The 17,784-nt window shown below is 49.0% G+C and carries 15 protein-coding genes; 7 read left to right on the top strand and 8 right to left on the bottom strand.

The window, feature by feature from the left end:
- Positions 1 to 35: 35 nt before the first annotated feature.
- The 4 genes from MHB80_RS02525 to MHB80_RS02540 form a co-directional block, all read right to left on the bottom strand.
- Entirely contained in the window at positions 36 to 413 is a 378-nt protein-coding gene (locus MHB80_RS02525; protein ID WP_341280692.1) for a hypothetical protein, read from the bottom strand.
- A 99-nt stretch (positions 414 to 512) separates the two neighbouring features.
- Positions 513 to 866: an IS66 family insertion sequence element accessory protein TnpB gene (tnpB, locus tag MHB80_RS02530; protein ID WP_341282838.1), complete on the bottom strand. Its 354-nt coding sequence runs from the start codon at positions 864 to 866 to the stop codon at positions 513 to 515.
- Positions 866 to 1,201 (bottom strand): IS66 family insertion sequence element accessory protein TnpB, encoded by a 336-nt coding sequence (locus MHB80_RS02535; RefSeq protein ID WP_341280693.1) that lies wholly within the window; start codon positions 1,199 to 1,201, stop codon positions 866 to 868. The genes tnpB and MHB80_RS02535 overlap by 1 nt, the downstream gene beginning before the upstream one ends.
- 857 nt (positions 1,202 to 2,058) lie before the next feature.
- Positions 2,059 to 3,885: a 5'-nucleotidase C-terminal domain-containing protein gene (locus MHB80_RS02540; protein WP_341282839.1), complete on the bottom strand. Its 1,827-nt coding sequence runs from the start codon at positions 3,883 to 3,885 to the stop codon at positions 2,059 to 2,061.
- 209 nt (positions 3,886 to 4,094) lie between these two features.
- On the opposite strand from MHB80_RS02540, the gene MHB80_RS02545 reads away from it, so the two are divergent.
- Genes MHB80_RS02545 through MHB80_RS02555 form a run of 3 tightly spaced genes read left to right on the top strand, consistent with a single transcriptional unit; the run spans position 4,095 to position 7,191 of the window.
- Positions 4,095 to 5,051, top strand: a complete 957-nt coding sequence (locus tag MHB80_RS02545) for a sugar-binding transcriptional regulator (RefSeq protein ID WP_341280694.1) — start codon at positions 4,095 to 4,097, stop codon at positions 5,049 to 5,051.
- 41 nt (positions 5,052 to 5,092) lie between these two features.
- Positions 5,093 to 5,773, top strand: a complete 681-nt coding sequence (gene deoC / locus MHB80_RS02550) for a deoxyribose-phosphate aldolase (RefSeq protein ID WP_341280695.1) — start codon at positions 5,093 to 5,095, stop codon at positions 5,771 to 5,773.
- A gap of 11 nt (positions 5,774 to 5,784) precedes the next feature.
- Positions 5,785 to 7,191: a SulP family inorganic anion transporter gene (locus MHB80_RS02555; RefSeq protein WP_341280696.1), complete on the top strand. Its 1,407-nt coding sequence runs from the start codon at positions 5,785 to 5,787 to the stop codon at positions 7,189 to 7,191.
- A 176-nt stretch (positions 7,192 to 7,367) separates the two neighbouring features.
- Here the strand turns inward: MHB80_RS02555 and MHB80_RS02560 are convergent, their stop codons facing one another.
- The gene (locus MHB80_RS02560; protein ID WP_341280697.1) at positions 7,368 to 8,489 is read right to left on the bottom strand and encodes a peptidylprolyl isomerase; all 1,122 of its coding nucleotides are present in this window, start codon (positions 8,487 to 8,489) and stop codon (positions 7,368 to 7,370) included.
- Between the two features lie 292 nt (positions 8,490 to 8,781).
- Here MHB80_RS02560 and mgrA point away from each other — a divergent pair, with 292 nt between their 5' ends.
- From mgrA to MHB80_RS02580, 4 genes are all read left to right on the top strand, one after another.
- Positions 8,782 to 9,774: an L-glyceraldehyde 3-phosphate reductase gene (gene mgrA / locus MHB80_RS02565; RefSeq protein ID WP_341280698.1), complete on the top strand. Its 993-nt coding sequence runs from the start codon at positions 8,782 to 8,784 to the stop codon at positions 9,772 to 9,774.
- A gap of 167 nt (positions 9,775 to 9,941) precedes the next feature.
- A complete protein-coding gene (locus MHB80_RS02570; RefSeq protein ID WP_341282840.1) occupies positions 9,942 to 13,775 on the top strand; it encodes a response regulator in 3,834 nt (1,277 codons plus the stop codon).
- Positions 13,776 to 13,901: 126 nt separating this feature from the next.
- On the top strand, positions 13,902 to 14,624 hold the full coding sequence (locus MHB80_RS02575) for a response regulator transcription factor (protein ID WP_341280699.1): 723 nt from the start codon (positions 13,902 to 13,904) through the stop codon (positions 14,622 to 14,624).
- Between the two features lie 154 nt (positions 14,625 to 14,778).
- The gene (locus tag MHB80_RS02580; protein ID WP_341280700.1) at positions 14,779 to 16,071 is read left to right on the top strand and encodes a bifunctional diguanylate cyclase/phosphodiesterase; all 1,293 of its coding nucleotides are present in this window, start codon (positions 14,779 to 14,781) and stop codon (positions 16,069 to 16,071) included.
- A gap of 278 nt (positions 16,072 to 16,349) precedes the next feature.
- Here the strand turns inward: MHB80_RS02580 and MHB80_RS02585 are convergent, their stop codons facing one another.
- The 3 genes from MHB80_RS02585 to MHB80_RS02595 form a co-directional block, all read right to left on the bottom strand.
- Positions 16,350 to 16,568, bottom strand: coding sequence for a hypothetical protein (locus MHB80_RS02585; protein ID WP_046229519.1), 219 nt, complete (start codon positions 16,566 to 16,568; stop codon positions 16,350 to 16,352).
- Positions 16,569 to 16,696: 128 nt separating this feature from the next.
- Positions 16,697 to 17,335, bottom strand: a complete 639-nt coding sequence (locus MHB80_RS02590; protein WP_341280701.1) for a TraX family protein — start codon at positions 17,333 to 17,335, stop codon at positions 16,697 to 16,699.
- A 62-nt stretch (positions 17,336 to 17,397) separates the two neighbouring features.
- Positions 17,398 to 17,724: a hypothetical protein gene (locus MHB80_RS02595; protein ID WP_341280702.1), complete on the bottom strand. Its 327-nt coding sequence runs from the start codon at positions 17,722 to 17,724 to the stop codon at positions 17,398 to 17,400.
- Positions 17,725 to 17,784 lie beyond the last annotated feature (60 nt).

The raw sequence follows: 17,784 nt of genomic DNA on the forward strand, positions 1-17,784 counted from the left end.
CAGATATTCAATTACGGTACAGATCTATGCTGCTTTCAGTTTCCAAGTCCCTCGGCAAACGGATTCAAATTCTTTCCCGAGTTGAAGGGTCTGGCGAATTTTTTTTTCCAGTGAGGATTACGTTTCGCCTTTTCGGTCGATTCGAGTACTTGGTATAGGTCCTCTAAAGGAGCCGACTTTCCGCAATGTTCCAATGCTGCCTGAACCAGATCTCTCCACGTAGGCAAGGTGCTTTCGCGAAGATCTTGCTGCAGCTGCCGGATCACACGTAATGGCACTACCCAACAATCATTTTTCCGGAAGATTAAAACATGCTCATGCATGATCCTAATTAATTGGTTTGAAGCATAATGACGTCGATCAGAGACACAATTATGCTGCAGCTTGATGAGGTGCTCTTCCATCTTGCCCATGTAACCCATGTCTCTGTATAATTTTCCGTACCATACCATTTTGACAAAGGGAATCCAATACCTGTCAGAACATATGACGAAATGAGTACGAAGATGTGGCTAAATGACGGAAGCGGCAATGACCTCGGGATGCGCTTGCCGCTGGCTGAGCGAAAGGCCATCCAGTAGCCAACGAAGCTCCCTGCCGGAGATCGTTACGATTGCTTCATTGCCTGTTGGCCACTCAAATCTGCCACGTTCCAGGCGGCGATAGTAAAGCCAGAATCCATTGTGATCCCAGTAGAGGATTTTGAGCTTGTTGCATTCGCGGTTGCAGAAGACGAACAAGCTGGATGAGAAAGGATTCAGACCGAAGCTTTCCTGGACGATGGCAGAAAGTCCGTCGATCGACTTGCGCAGATCAGTTGAACCGCAGGCGAGAAACACACGCTGATCGCTGGAAAAGGTCTGCATCACGGAGTAAGCGCATGAACGACATCGCGCAGCAGCTTCGGGTCGAAGCCGGAATGAAGCTCGATGCAGGCCAGACCTATACGAACGATTAGGGAAGGAGCAGGATAGGCGATTCCAGGTAAATTCACGGTGGCAAGCTGTACAAATTGTACGGGAGAAACCTTTGGTTCCGGAGTAGTTGAGGATGAGACACGCTTTGATTTGTACAGCCAATATTTCAATTGTTCGACAGAGTAATGATTCGCGGCGCACCAAGCCTTCATCGTGAGGTCGCTAGCCCGAAATTCTGCAATGTGTACATTCCAATCATGTCTGCGTTGTTCTTTGGCTTTCATGAGATACCCTCCGTATTCAGGATAATCTCATGATCTCATAGCCGGCCTAGTTATTGAAGGTGGGGAGAGTTTTACGCTTACGGATATCCCATATTTTTTATTGTATTTTTCTTGTAATTTGGATCATGTGCTTCATCATGAGAGAAATTTAGCGGAAGAATAAAAGGCTTCAAAAGCCAGAGAATTCAGCAACAGGTTTAAAGATAAACCAGAGGACTTTTATGAGTTTTTTAATAATAATGATTTTGTTGTAAAAGGATCGATGTAAGAAACCTGGGAGTTCATACAAAAAGATGAAAATTCATTAGGGCGTGTCTGAGAACTCTGAGGGCAGCCAATTTTGCCGAATTTTCGTTCCATGCAAGGCGCGTTTGTGAAGGCGTACCGGGGGTACGCCTTCGTAAACGGAACGAAGCAGGGGCGGAAAGGCGGTGAAAGGGGCCACTGAACGGGTTTTCAGACACGCCCTAGGGAGATATTCGAATTTCAATATTATTTTTACAATATTAAATCAAGTAATCTCAGTGTAAATTGATTAGAAAATACGTCTTATCGAGATTTACTGATTCATATTCTGTTTAAGAAAAGTTTAGCGGTTGTCCTTATTTTGAACCTGTTTAAGCAAGCCAAAATAGAATCATCGAAAAATAGCGGTGCAGACAATTTTCTGCACCGCTATTTTTAAAAAATTTAGACTAATTATTGATCTACGCAATTGTTTGTTCTTTAAAGTAGGCTTATCTCTTTTGTGAGGATTCCTTTACTTGCGAAAATGGCTCAAGAAAATAGCTTTTTGTCAATATTGCTGCCCGCATTTCAGAGAATTCATTGAGACTAGTGTATAGAAAAAATGACTGCTATACCGGAATTTTGAGCTGCTGTCCGATGTAGATGCGGTCGGGATTTTTAATTTGGTTTACGTCGCGAATAGCTTGCCACGTCGTGTTATAGCGCTTCGCAATCGACCAGAGCGTATCGCCTTTTTTCACGGTGTAATGGGCATAGTCGGCAGCCGTCGAAGGCTCCTCCTGAGTGGTGCTTGGCGCCGTAGACGATGGGGAGGGCTGAATGACTTCAGGCTTTGGCTTCGTCCCGCCAGACGAGGCGGACGGGGCAGACGGAGTAGGCAAAGCAGCGGAAGGCGTAGCACCCTCCGTAATGCGGCCCTGAGCAGCGGGGCTTGCCGCTGTCCCAAGCTCCCTCAAATAGCTCGTTAGCGCTTCGTCCAGCGCGCCAAACATACCGGCCTGGGGATAGCTGGCGAACATCGTGTATTCATCCCCGCCTGCGGCTATAAAATCATTCGTCGCAAGCGTGTATTGTTTTTTCGCATCAAGAGGAGCGCCGCCTATGGTAACAGAATGGACGCGCGAGCCTTTTGCCTTGGCGGTATCGATTTTGAAGGCGATGCCGGATACTTGCGGAAAAGCGCCCTTCGGATTCGGATAATCCGACACGCCATTTTCCAACGCGGCTTTAATATTGGCTCCTGTTACGTTAAGCGTCACGATTTGATTGCCAAAAGGCAGCACTGTAATAATCTCGCCTAGCGTGATCGTTCCTTCATCAATAGAAGCGCGAATACCGCCGCCATTCATTATGGCGATATCGGCCTTCGTGATTGAACGCAGACTGTCGGCAATCAGATTGCCCAGATTTGTTTCTCCTGCGCGAACCTGCTCCCGCTCGCCATCAAGCTTCACGGCCGTTTCGCCAATCTCGCTTGAGAGAACTTCCTGCTGCTCAGCGACGATGGAATCGACCAGCTCGGCGATTTTTTTGTCGGGTGCAATCGCAGCAGCGGCTTTGTAATCAATCAGCTTTGCTTCCTTGCTGACTACCTTGCCTTGATCGATCCATAGATCGACGACGCCCATGTATTTGGTATATTCGCCAGCGCTGGCGATAAGCGTGCCATGGCCTGCTTCAAGCCCTTTTTGCAGCACCGTATGGCTGTGTCCATCAATAAAAACATCAATGCCAGCGACTTCCTTGGCGATGCCAAGGCTTGTATCGGCGCTGGATTCATCCTGTCCGATATGTCCTAATGCAACAATGACGTCTACCTGATCCTTGAGCTCGGCGACAATAGCCTTCGCCTCCTCGGCTGGGTCGGTGAACACGAGCCCGTCCACATTTTTCGGATGCGTCTTGTAGGCGGTTTCAGGTGTAGTCAGGCCGAAAATACCGATTTTTACGCCGTCTACCTCTTTAATAACATAAGGATGAAACAGCGGCGAATCGTCTTTCTTTACTCTAATGTTGGCGCTCAGAAGCGGATATTCCATTTGGGGTTCAAGTTCCACGAGGCGGTTGTAGCCATAATTAAATTCATGATTTCCAGGGACGGCCGCATCGTAACCCATTGCGTTCATGACGCGCACGACGCTTTCGCCTTCTACGAGGGTTGCGAAGGTAGTGCCGTGAATGGCATCGCCGCCATCAAGCAGGAGCGTATTCGGATTGCTGGCCCTGTAGCTGTCGATGATTCCGGCAAGCCGTGCAAAGCCGAGTTCACCATTGCTTTCGGATTCGACCGCTCTGGCATGCATATCATTGGTGTGCAGCAGCGTAATATGCTTGCCGGCCTTCTCTTGGGTGGTTGCAGCCGCCGAGACGCTTGCAGCGCCTATAAGTAGAGCTGCGGTCAAAAGAATAGATGTGAACCACTTAAACTTGTTCAACATAGCAGGTGATACCTCCCATCAGAATGTCGTTTATGGTCGCGCCTTATACGTATTCCACATGATGACATGAAAATCCTGTCCAAAAGCTGTAGTTGTTGTTTTGCTTTTTTCCTTATATAATGAAACTGAAATATTGCTTATTTTTCTTTGAACATATTCTCAAGATAGATAAATGTGGAAGAGCGACTCACCAAAGGAGATGCCTGATGGAGGAACTCAGCGACAAAAAGATGAAAATGATTGAAGCAGCGCGCATGTATTATGAGCTTGACTACAATCAGCAGGAAATTGCCAAGAAGCTTGGCGTGTCACGTCCAACCGTGTCGCGTTTTTTGCAGCAGGCGAAGGTTGACGGTATCGTACAGATCAAAATTATGGACCCGGCAGCCGACAACGCGGAGCGCGAACGGCAATTGCAGGAGCGCTTCGGCTTGAAGCGCGCTATTGTAGCTACGGTGCCTAAATATGAGGATGCGATGGCCAAGCGTGTCATTGGTGAAGCTGCCGCTGCGTTTCTAAATGAAACGGTGCAGGATGGCGATACGATAGCCGTAACCTGGGGCACGACGCTGTATGAAGTAGCAACTAGGCTGCCGAACAAGCATGCGAAGAAGGTCAAGGTAGTTCAGCTCAACGGCGGTGTCAGCCATTCCGAGACCGATACGTATGCACACGAAATCGCGCAGCTGTTCGCTAAAGCTTATCAGACGTCGCCCTATTTGATTCCGCTGCCAGCTATTGTTGACCATGCGGTCGTGAAGCATGCGATTGAAGCGGATCGTCATATACGCAAAATTCTTGATATGGGCAAAAAAGCGAATATCGCAGTTGTGACCGTAGGTGCGCCAACCGAGGATTCGGTGCTGATGCGGGCGAATTATTTTTCCGATGAGGATTTGGGCATTATTTTCTCGCGCGGCGTAGGGGATATTTGCTCAAGATTCATAGATATCGACGGGCAGTTGGTCAGCGAAGAGCTGGACCTGCGCACGATTGGCATTGATTTGGGCGAGCTGAAACGCAAGGAATGGTCAGTACTAGTAGCTGGCGGCCCAAGCAAAGTCGAAGCAGTATATGGCGCGCTTGCTGGACAATATGCGAATACGTTGATTACCGATCACATTACGGCGAAGCATCTGCTGGATTACAAGCCGGAAGCGTGAACGGGATGGGCTAGAGAGATGATAGGTGGAGGGATTCGTTAATGGGCAGTACGAATGCAGCGAATGTAGCTGGAGTTATTGATCACACTATGCTAAAGGCAGAAGCGACAAAAGCGGAAATTATTCAGCTTTGTGCCGAAGCCAAGACGTATCATTTTGCCACCGTATGTGTGAATGCAGGCTGGGTCGCTCTTGCAGCTGAACAGCTGGCAGGCTCTGGCGTCGGCATTACGACGGTAGCGGGCTTCCCGCTTGGTGCAACGACTTCAAGGGCGAAGGCAGCGGAAGCGGAAGACGCCATTGCCTGCGGTGCCACAGAAGTGGACATGGTGCTGAACATTGGGCTGCTGAAATCAGGTGACGAAGCAGGCGTGAAGCGTGATGTCGAAGCGGTTGTGGCAGCATGCAAGGGCAAGGCAATCGTTAAAGTCATTTTGGAAACAGGCTTGCTGACGGATGCGGAAAAGGTGCGGGCTTGCGAAATTTGCAAGGAGGCTGGCGCCGATTTTGTCAAAACTTCGACGGGCTTCGGCAAAGGCGGCGCCACAGAGGAAGATATCGCGCTAATGCGCCGTACCGTAGGGCCGGACATGGGTGTCAAAGCTTCTGGAGGCGTACGCGATTTGGAAACCGCACTGAAAATGCTCGCTGCTGGTGCTACTCGCATAGGGGCAAGCGCAAGCGTCGCCATCGCAAGTGGCGGTAAAGGCGAAGGGTATTAGGTGAAATGGGTATGAGTCGTTTATCTTGGAAACGGCAGTGGATGACGGATGTGCGGGTGAATGTGCTGGCTGGAATGACGGCTACGCTCGCGCTGGTGCCGGATTCACTGGCTTTTTCGTTTATGGCGGGAGTGCCGCCCGTTGTCGGCATTTATGCTTCAATCTGTATCCTGCTCGTTACGACGTTTCTTGGCGGTCGTCCGGGGATGATTTCTGCAGCGGCAGGCTCGATGGCGGTGCTGATGCTGACGCTCGTAAAGGAGCATGGCATTGAGTATTTGTTCGCAGCAACGATTTTGACGGGGATTTTGCAATATTTAATGGGTGTATTTAAGCTCGGCAAGCTAATGAGGTATGTGCCGCAGGGCGTGCTGACGGGGTTTATTAATGCGCTGGCGATCCTCATCCTCATTTCGCAGCTGCGGTATTTTCAGGGCGAGTCCTGGCTGATGTATGCGTTAGTGGCGGCGACGCTGGCCATTATTTATTTTCTCCCACGTTACTTCAAGGCGATTCCTTCCCCGCTGGTGGCCGTTGTGGTGCTCACCTTAGCCGTTTGGGTGTTTGGCATGGACGGAGTTACTCGAGTTGGTGCTATCGACGCATCACTACCATCGTTTCTGCTGCCTAATATTCCGCTTAGCTGGGAGACGCTTGCGATCATTTTTCCTTATTCTTTGTCGCTGGCAGTCGTTGGATATACGGAGACGATGCTGACGCATAATTTGCTCGATGAGATGACTGGTGAGCGTACGGACAAAAATAAGGAAATGCGCGGACAAGGCGTTGCAAATGTTGTCGCGGGATTTTTCGGCGGCATGGCGGGCTGTGCGCTCGTAGCGGAATCGGTGCTCAATGTGAAAATGGGCGGGAAGCATAGGCTGTCTACGCTCGTTTCCGCTTTGTTCCTCTTGCTGCTCGCCGTTCTGTTTGGCGATTTGCTGGCGCAGGTGCCGATGGCGGCTCTGGTCGGCATTATGATTATGGTCTGTATCGCCATCTTCGACTGGCGCTCGGTGTTCAAGCCGCGCAGTGTACCGCTTGCCGAAACGGTCGTGATGGTGGCGACGGTAGCCGCCGTACTGTTCACGCACGATTTGGCTGCTGGCGTGCTGGTTGGCGTACTTATCAGCTTCGTCTGGTTCGTTGTGTCGGTGTCCCGCAAGCTGCATATTCATAGCGAATGGGAAGGCAGCAAGCGGACTTATCGAGTGCATGGACAGCTGTTTTTCGCTTCCTCCTCTGGTCTGGAAGAGCTTATTGAGCTGGACTGCAAAGCCGATGAAATTCATATCGACCTTAGCCAGTCGCGCATATGGGATCATACGGCGCAGCTGGCGCTCAATAAAGTGGTTGAACGGCTGAAGGCTAGCGGCAAGGAAGTGACCGTGAGCAAAGGGGCTGCCTTGCAAAGCTAAACGAGTGACTGTGCACGAGCTTGGGCCTGGGCTTGTTCAATTCAGCTAAGCAGCCCATATCATATTGGCTGAAAACCAAAAAGATCGCTGTCCCCAAGGCATTAAGCCTGGCGGATAGCGATCTTTTTTTAATTCATAAGCACGTTCATAAGCATGTTAACCTTATTCGGTTGCGCTTATTGTGCTGCGCTTGCTTCTGGAGAAACAGCTGCATCCGGATTAGCGCTTGCGTCTGTTTCCGTTTCATCTTTTTTCTCTTCAAGCGTATTGGTAATCGTTGCTTTGTCGCGAATCTCTTGAATCCAAGTCGCTGATTTCTCTTGAATTTGCTGATTCAGCAGCTGCTTGCGGATATCTTCCTTCTTCTCTTCAAAAGTTGGGGAAGTAGCCGCTTTAAAGCCGGTTTTCTTAATAATATGGAAACCGAAGCTCGATTTAACGACGTCGCTGATTTGATCTACTTCGAGTGCGAAGGCTGCTTCCTCGAAAGCAGGGTCCATGACGCCTTTGCCGAAGAAGCCAAGATCGCCGCCGTTGTCTTTCGTGCCTGTATCGGTCGATTTTTCTTTCGCCAACGTTGCGAAGTCGCCGCCATCTTTCAATTCTTTCAAAATAGCGTCTGCTTCTTCTTGCGTAGCTACCAGAATATGCGAAGCTTTAATTTCTTCACCTGTGCCATAGGAAGCTTTGTTTTGCTCATAAGCTTCTTTAATTTGATCATCGGTAATGGTAATGGATGGCTCAAGCAGCTTGCGGATTTTCACTTGCGTCTCAGCATCTTTACGCAGACTCTCCAGCGTTACACCGTATTGCGCCAGCGCAGCATTGAATTGCTCGTCCGTGCCGAAGCTTGCTTTCAGCGTATTAATTTCTTCATCGATATCTGCTTCTGTAATGGTAACATTGGAAGCTTTCGCTTCTTGCGTAATCAGCTGCTGCGTAATCAGATTGTCGAGCGTCGTTTTGCCGCCTGATTTCAGCATTTCTTCGTAAAGATCCTCTTTCGTAATGTCCACTTTGTTAACCGTTGCAACGGCTGCATTGCTGCCACCGCCGAATACTGGTTTAATAGCGACGATTACTAGCAAAATAGCCAAAACAGCCGAAAGCGCAATCCATGCTGTATTGCCGCTTTTACGAGGCGGGGGATTTGATCCACCCAAAGGCGCCCCTCCAGCTGCATATGGTGAAGCTGTCGTTGGTTCAGTCGTATGTTGATTGTCCTCGTGTGTGTTGGTTTCTTGCTCCGCAGCATTTTTTAATTCTTCTTCTTTACGCTGCGATTCTTGGTTATCCATTCTTCAAACTCCCTTCATCATCTTACACGCTTTTTATAATGGCTTCGCGAAACGTTGCAGTGATCAGGGTCAGCTCACCGTAACCGTTTACGCTTGTCTAACCTACTATAACAAAACTTAGGTTAAAAAACCTTAATCTTAAATAAAAATAAAGGGATTTGAACACGGTCGGCTTTTTTTGCACCGTTCGACCAAGCGGTGTACAATGGAAGAAGCAAGCGATTTATATGAATCTGAAATAAAAAAGAAGTTTCGCGACTTTTCATTTAAATAGTAGAGGGGATGTTAATCGATGACGTATTTGCCTGCAAATTCCCGCTATGATGGGATGAAATACAATCGTACTGGCCGCAGCGGACTGCTGCTTCCAGCGGTATCACTGGGCCTCTGGCACAACTTTGGCGGTACGGATCGTCTAGAAAATGGACGGGCGATGGTTCGCCGCGCTTTCGATTTGGGCATTACCCATTTTGACCTCGCTAACAATTATGGGCCGCCTGCCGGCTCCGCAGAGGAGACGTTTGGCCAACTGCTCAAGCAGGATTTGGCTGCTTACCGCGATGAGCTTATTATTTCCACAAAAGCCGGATATTATATGTGGAAAGGCCCATACGGCGAGTGGGGCTCGCGTAAGTATTTAGTGGCCAGCCTCGATCAAAGCCTTAAACGTATGGGGCTGCAGTACGTAGACATTTTTTATCACCATCGTCCAGATCCGAATACGCCGCTTGAGGAAACGATGGCTGCGCTTGACCATATCGTTCGCCAAGGCAAGGCGCTCTATGTTGGCTTGTCCAACTATAGTGCGGAGCAGACGGCAGAGGCTTCCCTTATTTTGCAGCGTCTTGGCACGCCATGCCTCATTCATCAGCCTTCTTATTCGATGTTCAATCGCTGGATTGAAGATGGCCTGCAGGATGTTCTCGATGCGGAAGGCATCGGCTCTATCGTGTTCTCGCCGTTAGCAGGCGGACTCTTGACGAACCGTTATTTAAACGGCATCCCTCAGGATTCCCGCGCGGCTGGACCAAGCGTATTTCTGCAATCCGATCAAATTACGGAAGCAAAGCTTGAAAAAATCAAGCTGCTTAACGCTCATGCTGCGGAGCGCGGGCAGACGCTTGCGCAGATGGCGCTCGCATGGGTACTGCGCGGGGGTCGTGTAACATCGGCGCTGATCGGCGCAAGCCGTGTGGAGCAAATTGATGATAACGTTGCAGCACTCCGTACGCTTGATTTCTCTAGCGATGAGCTGGCTCGTATTGAATCGATTTTAAAGGGTTAAGACAAGCTAATTCAGTGATGATGAACCATTCCAAATCGCAATTGTTTTTTTCGAACGCCAAGGCCCTGCGCCTTGGCGTTTTTGCTTCTCTCGCTTTCGTTAAGGCTGTATAATAAACGGGACAAATGACAAACATTGTCGGATGGGAAGTGAGCCGCTTGAGCAACATGTCTCTAAGGGTCAAGGGACTGCTGGTTATTGTATTAATTACCTTCATTCCACTGCTGTTTGCCGGCATTATTAACTATATGGGCTTAAGGCAGGGAATGATCGATTCTGCTACAGAGAAAACATTAAGCCAATTAAACAGCAGTGCGAATACTTTGTCAGCTTGGCTTGCAATAAGGCAGGCAGAAGTGCTGGTCATTAGCCGAACCGATGTCGTGCGTTTTGGAAAAGATGAAGAGAAGCTCAGCTATTTCAACCGTGAGCTGGTGCGGGCAGGCTTTGCCTTTCGTTCCCTTGGCTTTGTGGACAAGGACGGCATGGCGATTCGTACGGATGGCGTAGCGCTCAATGTTAAACAGCATTCCTTCTTCCAGACAGCCATTAAAGGGAAGGTGCTGATTAGCGACCCTTTCAAAGCGAGTTTTTCGCCTAAAGAACAATTTGTCATGGCTGTTCCAGTCTACAATGAGGACAATCAAATTACCGGAATCGTATACGCATCCATTGTTATGGATATGATTATTCCTTATTTGCAAATGGACAAGCCGGATGAAGCTACCTTCTGGCTATATAACGAGGAAGGCGTCGTTTTATTCTGCTCGGAAGAAGGCGTATTGCCGAAGACAGCAGTAATGAACGGAGCTTTACAGGAAATACAGGTAAATCAGAAGCTGCTTTCTGAACAGGCCGGCATGGAAATTTTATCATCTAATATGAAACAATACGCCGTATTCCACTCTAAGGTAGAAGGTGTCGCTGCCTGGCATTTCATGCTGGAAATGCCGATGTCGGATTTAGAGATCGGGACGCTGCCGGTTTTGCTTAGCACGCTGCTGACGCTTGTAGGCTCAGAGCTTGTCATCGTGCTGCTGTGCTATTTGTTTTTTGCCAATATCGTCAATCGATTGAAAAATATATTAATCGTCACCGAGCAGGCTGCCGCGGGCCAATTTAATGCAGAGCATCTGTCAGAAATGCCAGGAGACGAGGTAGGAAAGCTGTCGCGATCTGTGAACGGCATGGTCGTGCGTTTAAGAGGAATGTTTGAGCGGCTGGAGGCAGTTATTAATCAAAATCAATATTCCTTTGTTGTCCTCGACGAGCATTACCGTATTTCATATCTCAATAAGAAGGCCGAGGAAATGATCGGCTACAAGTCAGAAGAAGTATCGGGGCATGCGACGCCGCTGCTGTTCATGGACATGGAGGAAATCCGCATAGCGGCAGAGGAGCTTAGGGAAAAATTGGGCCGAGAGGTGATACCGGGGCTGGACGTGCTCAAGGAGCTGCGCAATGACCAGTTTTCCTATGAGCGGGAATGGACCTTTATTTCAAAAAATGGAAAACGCATTCCCATCCTGCTCAGCACGAATGACCTACGGGATGCAAATGGCAAATTTACCGGAGCTGTTGGCATGGTTCTGGATATAACCGATAAGCTGCAAGTGGAGAAATCGCGCAATCGACTGCTTGATATCGTTGGCTCTGCCAAGGATTTAATCGCTTCGGTCGATTCCCAGGGCGAAATGATCTACATTAATCAGGCGGGCAAGGAGATGCTCGGAATCAATGAGGAGGAAATGGATCTTTCTTCACTGAGCGGGCATCTGAGCAGTGAAATGTTCTTTTATCTCATGAATGGCTCAGAGCTGGCCAAGCAGTACGGGTATTGGGAAGGCAATGTCGAAATTTTGACGAAGAACAAGCAATTGAAGCATGTATCGCTTGTGCTCGTTTCCCATCATAATCGCAGAACAGGAGAGGACTACTTCTCCTGCATTGCACGGGACATATCGGAGCAAAAAATCATTCAGGAGGAGCTGCTTCAGGCGTCGCAGGATGCGGCGGAGGCGAATGCGGCCAAGGGCAGATTCCTTGCTCTCATGAGCCATGAAATTCGTACGCCGCTGAACGGCATCATCGGGTTGACCCAACTACTCAAACGCACGGGATTATCCTATTCGCAGAAGGACTATGTGGACAAAATCAGCACGTCATCGGAATCTTTGCTGCGCATCATTAATGACATTCTTGATTTCTCCAAAGTTGAGGCAGAGAAGGTCGAGGTTGAACTGCTCGCCTTCCATCCGGAGGAGCTGCTTGGCCGGGTAGCGGATCAGCTCAGCGTCTTTATGGGCGGCAAGGAGCAGTTCGAATTTTTAATCCATACAGCCTACAATTTGCCTAGCACGCTGCTTGGAGATTTGCTGCGGCTGGAGCAGGTGCTGCTGAATTTATGCATCAATGCGATTAAATTTACGAAGAAAGGCCATGTCAGTCTGCGTCTCGAAGTGGTAGAGCTACGCGATGCGGAAGTGCAGCTGCGTTTTGTCGTTGAGGATACGGGCATCGGCATGAGCGAGGAGCAGCTTGGCAGGCTGTTCCAGCCATTCAGCCAGGCGGACGGATCTACGACGAGGAAATATGGGGGCACAGGCCTTGGTCTTGTCATCTCTCAAAGGCTCGTCACGCTGATGGGCGGCAATCTCGTCGCGGAAAGCAAGGTCGGACGCGGCAGCAAATTCAGCTTCGTTATTACATTCCCTATGCTCGAAGAAGCCCCGCCCTACAGCATGGAGCTAGGCGAGGAAATGATTGGACAGCCAGTGTGGATCGTCGAGGACAGCCAGATGATGCGCCATCATTGGTGCGAAAGGCTGGAATCATTCCAAATGGCCCCGGTTCCCTTCGCTTCTTGGAAGACGGCGCGGGAACGGCTGCGCCGTATCGGTGCCGGAGCGATGCCGAAGCTGATTTTGCTCGATATGGAGATGCCCGATATGTACGGCGCGGAAACCTGGCTCGATTTCCATCAGGAGGCCGAGGCGGCTGGCGTAAAGACAGCCGTGCTGACCACTTCATTCGGTCGGGACGAAATGCTGCAAATGCCAGAAAAGGATCGTCCGCTTGCCCTGCTTACAAAGCCAGTAACCCGTTTAGCTATGCTTAACGGCCTGAGAGGGATGTTAACGGAGCGTTCCTTTATTCCTCCTTGGAATAGGGCGATGAGCGAAGTGGCAGTTGTACAGCTTGAAGAGCGCAATGCTAAAATCTTGCTTGCCGAAGATAATAAAATTAATCAAATCGTCGCTCTGGAAATGTTAAAGGAACGGGGCTACGAGGTCGGTCTTGCCGAAAATGGACATGAGGTGCTGGATATGCTGGAGCGGGAGGAATGGCATCTCATTCTCATGGATATTCATATGCCGGAAATGGATGGCATGGAGGCGACGCGGTTTATTCGGGCCAATCCCAAATATGACGGGCTGCCGATTATTGCGGTTACCGCCAATGTGCTGCGTGCCGATCATGAGCAATACAGGCAGCTTGGCATGGATGATATTATAACGAAGCCAATCAGCGCCGGCTTTCTTTATTCCGTACTCTCGCACTGGTTGAATCAGACGGGCATATTGCCGGTACCAACGTTATGGGAGGATGAGCCCCATGTGCAGCCGCAATATGAACAGGCAGCCTATTCCTCGCTACCGGTCATTCCGGGTGTGGATTTGCCGGAGGCGCTCGCCAGAGTGAATGGCAAGCTTCCGATATTGATGCATATGTTAGAACAATTTCAGGCCGATTATCCTTCATTTATCGACAGATTAATCGCTTCAATGACAGAGAGGGATCTCGTTACCGCCAAGCGTCTCGTGCATACGCTTAGGGGAGCGGCGAGCCATTTATCCGCTTATCAACTGGCGAATGCAGCGACGGAGCTGGAGCTGATCTTCAATCAGGAAGATATAGACGAGGAGGAATGGAGCCTGAGGCTTGCAAAGCTGGAAGAAGAATTGATACATTTGCTCAGATGTTTGGAGAAAAACAAGTGACAAAAGTTCGACAAAAAACCCTAACAATTCTCTAACAAATTATTGTAGCGGTCATAGCTATATTGTATAGTAAGAGGACAGACTTAATTCGACAGAAATCTTCAATCCCAATAAGGGGTGACGCCAATGTATAAAGTAATAGTTATAGAAGATGACGTCATGATGAGTGATATGCTGTCTATGTATTTGTCAGAGGAAGGCTATTCTGTCAAACAAGCAGGATTGGCAAATGACGGCTTGCGTATTATTTCGGAATTCGAACCTGATTTGGTTTTGCTGGATCTTATGCTCCCGGATATGGATGGGATGGAGATATGTGCATTGATTCGCGAGCGTTCGAATGTGCCTATTATGATTTTATCCATGAAAAACGAGGTGTCAGAACGTGTGCTGGCGTTGAAGTCTGGTGCAGACGATTATATGTGCAAGCCATTCAGCATGCACGAGATGACAGCAAGAGTCGAGGCATTGATTCGCAGAGCTAACATTAAGCCGGCCGGAGTGGAGACGGAGCAAGAGTCAGGCGAAGAGGAGCGGAACCCGATTCAGCTTGATTTTGAGCGGAGATTGCTGCTAGTCAGAGGGATGCTGGTAGAGACAACGTTTTCGGAATATGAAATTATGAAGCTATTTTTGGCGTATCCTGGCAAGGTATTCAGCAGGGAAGAGCTCATTAATGCCATTCGCGGCTTTGATTCCTTTGTCACCGACCGTGCGATTGATGTACACATTGTGAATCTGCGGAAAAAAATCGAGCAGAACCCAAAGGAGCCTCGTCTCATTCGAACCGTTTGGGGCTTCGGCTATAAGTACACAGCCCAGAATGCCTCAGTCAGCCAGGAGAAATAATAGCATGTATTTATTAGGAACCGTCTGGCTTATCCAGACGGTTTTTTTGTATGGAAAATGACATTCTAACAACTATCTAAAGGTAATTGCCGTTATTTCCTAATTATTGTATGAGAATATAGATTTAACTTACTAGGATCGAAGGATGGGAAATATGAGGGAACAAGTCATTGCATTATTGCCTGCAAAGCTGAATGCCTGCCGCGAGCTGGGCCATATGCTGCTGAAAGTGCAGAATGCAAGCAAGGGGCTTGCTGCAGTACTGGTGCAGCTTGACCATTTTTATCGCATTATCGGAGCTAGAGGGATGGACTATGGCTGCGAGGTGATGCAGCTGATTGAAGAGCGGCTCGTGGAGGCAGGAGCGGACAGGTCTGCCATCTGGCAATTGAACGACAGTACTTTTCTGGTTGCAGCAGTGCTGGATGCCGGTCAAGCGGATGGATACAGCATGCTTGAACGCTTCAAAACAACGGTGCAACAACCCGTAGGTTTTGGTTCCGATCGATTTCATTTAACGGCCAGTATTGGCGTGAGCCTGTTTCCGCAGGATGGAGCGACAAGCGAACAGCTTATTTGTCATGCGGAGACGGCTCTGTACAGCGGCGTTTTAAAGGGAGAGGGGCAGATTTCCTATTATTTGCGGTCGGCAACAGAGCAAATCAATCGGCATTTGGAGCTGGAGACCGCCATTCGAACGGCGCTGTATAAAGGGCAATTTCATTTAAACTACCAGCCCATCTATCAAGTGGAGACGGGCAAGCTGCGGGGCTTCGAAGTGCTGCTGCGATGGAATCACCCGGAGCTTGGCAGCATTCAGCCAGCTGAATTTATTCCCTTTGCCGAGAAAAACGGCATGATTATGCCAATTGGCGCATGGGTTATCAAGCAGGCCTGCCGCATGCTGGGTACCCTGCCGGATCAAGCTGCACTGATTATGTCCGTCAATATTTCGCCGACAGAGCTTGCAGACTACGCTTATGCTGACATGGTGCTTAATACGCTGGAGGAGGCAGGAATACCGCCACAGTGTCTACAGCTGGAAATCAAAGCAGGCTATAATTATGCGAATTGCGAGCGATCCGTTAAAGCTTTGACTAGACTGCATGCGAGCGGTGTGTTTATTGCGCTGGATGATTTCGGTTCCATGCATTCGTCGCTGGCGAGTTTGCAGCATCTGCCAATCCATGCCCTTAAGCTGGACCGATCCTTTGTTAGAGAGATAGATAAGGAAGGCGTTGAACATCATATCGTGGAGGCGATGATTGGGCTCCTGCATAAGCTGGGCATTTGTGTCATTGCTGAAGGAGTTGAATATGTGAAGCAGTACGAGCTGCTGCGAGGCTGGGGCTGTGATTACATGCAAGGGTATTTGCTGGGCCAGCCCGCACGACCAGATATGCTGGATTTTACTATGATTCGCAAGCCTGAACGAACAGGCGCATAGGCTTCTGATATAAAGCTTGCCCGAGCGAGAGCGATAGGGCAGGCTCTTTTTTTTCTATATGTGTTGAGAGAACATGCTAATAAACGCAACAAAGCCTCCAAATCCACTGTCGCAGCGGTAGGAGGCTTTTCTGAAATATAGGATTAAATGAGTGATGCAATCCGTAAATGCTTTGGTTACATCGCGCAGCCTTTTTTCGCTTAAAGGCGAAGAAGTCGCTTACGCTTGTTTAGGTTGGGGATGTTGTTCCTTTAAATACAGTGGGGGCCAGAGGGTGTTTAGCTAACTTCCAGATAAAGTTTAGTACCATCGCTGTATTGAAAAATAGCAACCTCACGTACGACCTCAACTTTAGAGATCCGTTTCCATTTTTTTCGAAAGTCGAAATTGAGTTCCATTTCACGCAGTTTATGATGAAGCTGCTCAACTGACGCGGCTTGTTCGTTAGTATAATAAACAGGTACAGAACGACTTTTGAAGGTAATGATTTTCATCATGACCTTGTCCACCTCCGATCGTTTTTTCCTATTCTATCCTAAACGTTTTAGCCGCTTATGAAACAGCCGTAAGAATATTGTTTAATTTGCTTATATATTTCTAACATATAGTGTAAGCTGGAAAACTGCTACTTTCCAGCTAGGATTACATACTGTAGGGCTGCAATAATGGCAAGATGCAGCGGGTAGAAGCTGCGCCAGAGACTGCGAGGAACTTTGATGGAATCAGCCGCTTGCAGCATGCTTGGCGAGTACACAAGCAGCAGGGTTGCGACAACGCTGAACAACTGAATGGTCCAGCCCATGTAGAATAAATAAAAGATGTTGAGCAGCAGGTGAGCCGGGGCCATGCCTTGTTTCGGGACATAGCGGTAGATTAGGACGAGCACTAGCAAATAGGCACCGTAGCTGCATGGAACGACTTCAAGCAGAAGCAGCAGAAAGGCAGCCAGTGACACTTGGAGGGCAGGTCTCGACTTCAATTGGTCCAGAAGCTTGAGGGAGACAAGACAGACGAGCAGAGTGCCCACCGTGTTGATTTCCCAAGTGCCGAAGGCCAGGGAATATGGGATTTGCGATAAAGCGGCAATGGCGGTCATACGCCACAAGTATTGATTGATGTTTTTCGTGCGGAAATACCCAATGACTAGCGCATAAGCATAAAGCGGCATGGCAAGCCTGCCGATGATTCGCCAAGTATCATCTTGGGGAAACCAGATCAAGCCAATATGATCAAGCAGCATCGTAACCATTGCGATAATTTGCATATTCATCCCCCTAAGCTGTGACTATTATAGCATGGGGTTATGAACGGGAGAAGAACAGCATTTTACGTGTAAAGCAGGGTAATGACAAGCAGCTCGTAGAGAACGAGCGGAAGAATGGCATTCTGTGGAGGAATGAAGGCGCGCGGGTCCTGCACGGTACAATGCAAATACAGCAGGCAGCGGTCGACATGTGCAATATAGCCTTCGTACATTTGGCCATCCATCGTATGCACACGCACGGGCCGGTGCATATGTCCGTGGCACAAACGTTGAATCTGCTCTTGTACCTGTTGAACCATAGCCGTATGCGCAGGCTCTGCCTGATACAGCACAGCTGCCGCTTGCTCCGCGGCCTTTGCTTGCTCCGCGGCCTTTGCTTGCTCTGTCATATGAACATCGCTCCTTTGCCCCGCAGTATGCCAGCAGGGAGTCTCATCCTAAGTTAAGCT

The sequence above is a fragment of the Paenibacillus sp. FSL H8-0537 genome (assembly GCF_038051995.1).
GTDB lineage: Bacteria > Bacillota > Bacilli > Paenibacillales > Paenibacillaceae > Pristimantibacillus.

Coding starts and splice junctions, on each gene's coding strand:
- MHB80_RS02555 (WP_341280696.1), top strand. CDS start 5,785: ATGAGTCGTTTATCTTGGAAACGGCAGTGGATGACGGATGTGCGGGTG.
- MHB80_RS02575 (WP_341280699.1), top strand. CDS start 13,902: ATGTATAAAGTAATAGTTATAGAAGATGACGTCATGATGAGTGATATG.
- MHB80_RS02590 (WP_341280701.1), bottom strand. CDS start 17,335: ATGCAAATTATCGCAATGGTTACGATGCTGCTTGATCATATTGGCTTG.
- MHB80_RS02570 (WP_341282840.1), top strand. CDS start 9,942: ATGTCTCTAAGGGTCAAGGGACTGCTGGTTATTGTATTAATTACCTTC.
- MHB80_RS02595 (WP_341280702.1), bottom strand. CDS start 17,724: ATGACAGAGCAAGCAAAGGCCGCGGAGCAAGCAAAGGCCGCGGAGCAA.
- MHB80_RS02535 (WP_341280693.1), bottom strand. CDS start 1,201: ATGAAAGCCAAAGAACAACGCAGACATGATTGGAATGTACACATTGCA.
- MHB80_RS02585 (WP_046229519.1), bottom strand. CDS start 16,568: ATGATGAAAATCATTACCTTCAAAAGTCGTTCTGTACCTGTTTATTAT.
- MHB80_RS02525 (WP_341280692.1), bottom strand. CDS start 413: ATGGGCAAGATGGAAGAGCACCTCATCAAGCTGCAGCATAATTGTGTC.
- deoC (WP_341280695.1), top strand. CDS start 5,093: ATGGGCAGTACGAATGCAGCGAATGTAGCTGGAGTTATTGATCACACT.
- tnpB (WP_341282838.1), bottom strand. CDS start 866: ATGCAGACCTTTTCCAGCGATCAGCGTGTGTTTCTCGCCTGCGGTTCA.
- MHB80_RS02580 (WP_341280700.1), top strand. CDS start 14,779: ATGAGGGAACAAGTCATTGCATTATTGCCTGCAAAGCTGAATGCCTGC.
- mgrA (WP_341280698.1), top strand. CDS start 8,782: ATGACGTATTTGCCTGCAAATTCCCGCTATGATGGGATGAAATACAAT.
- MHB80_RS02545 (WP_341280694.1), top strand. CDS start 4,095: ATGGAGGAACTCAGCGACAAAAAGATGAAAATGATTGAAGCAGCGCGC.
- MHB80_RS02560 (WP_341280697.1), bottom strand. CDS start 8,489: ATGGATAACCAAGAATCGCAGCGTAAAGAAGAAGAATTAAAAAATGCT.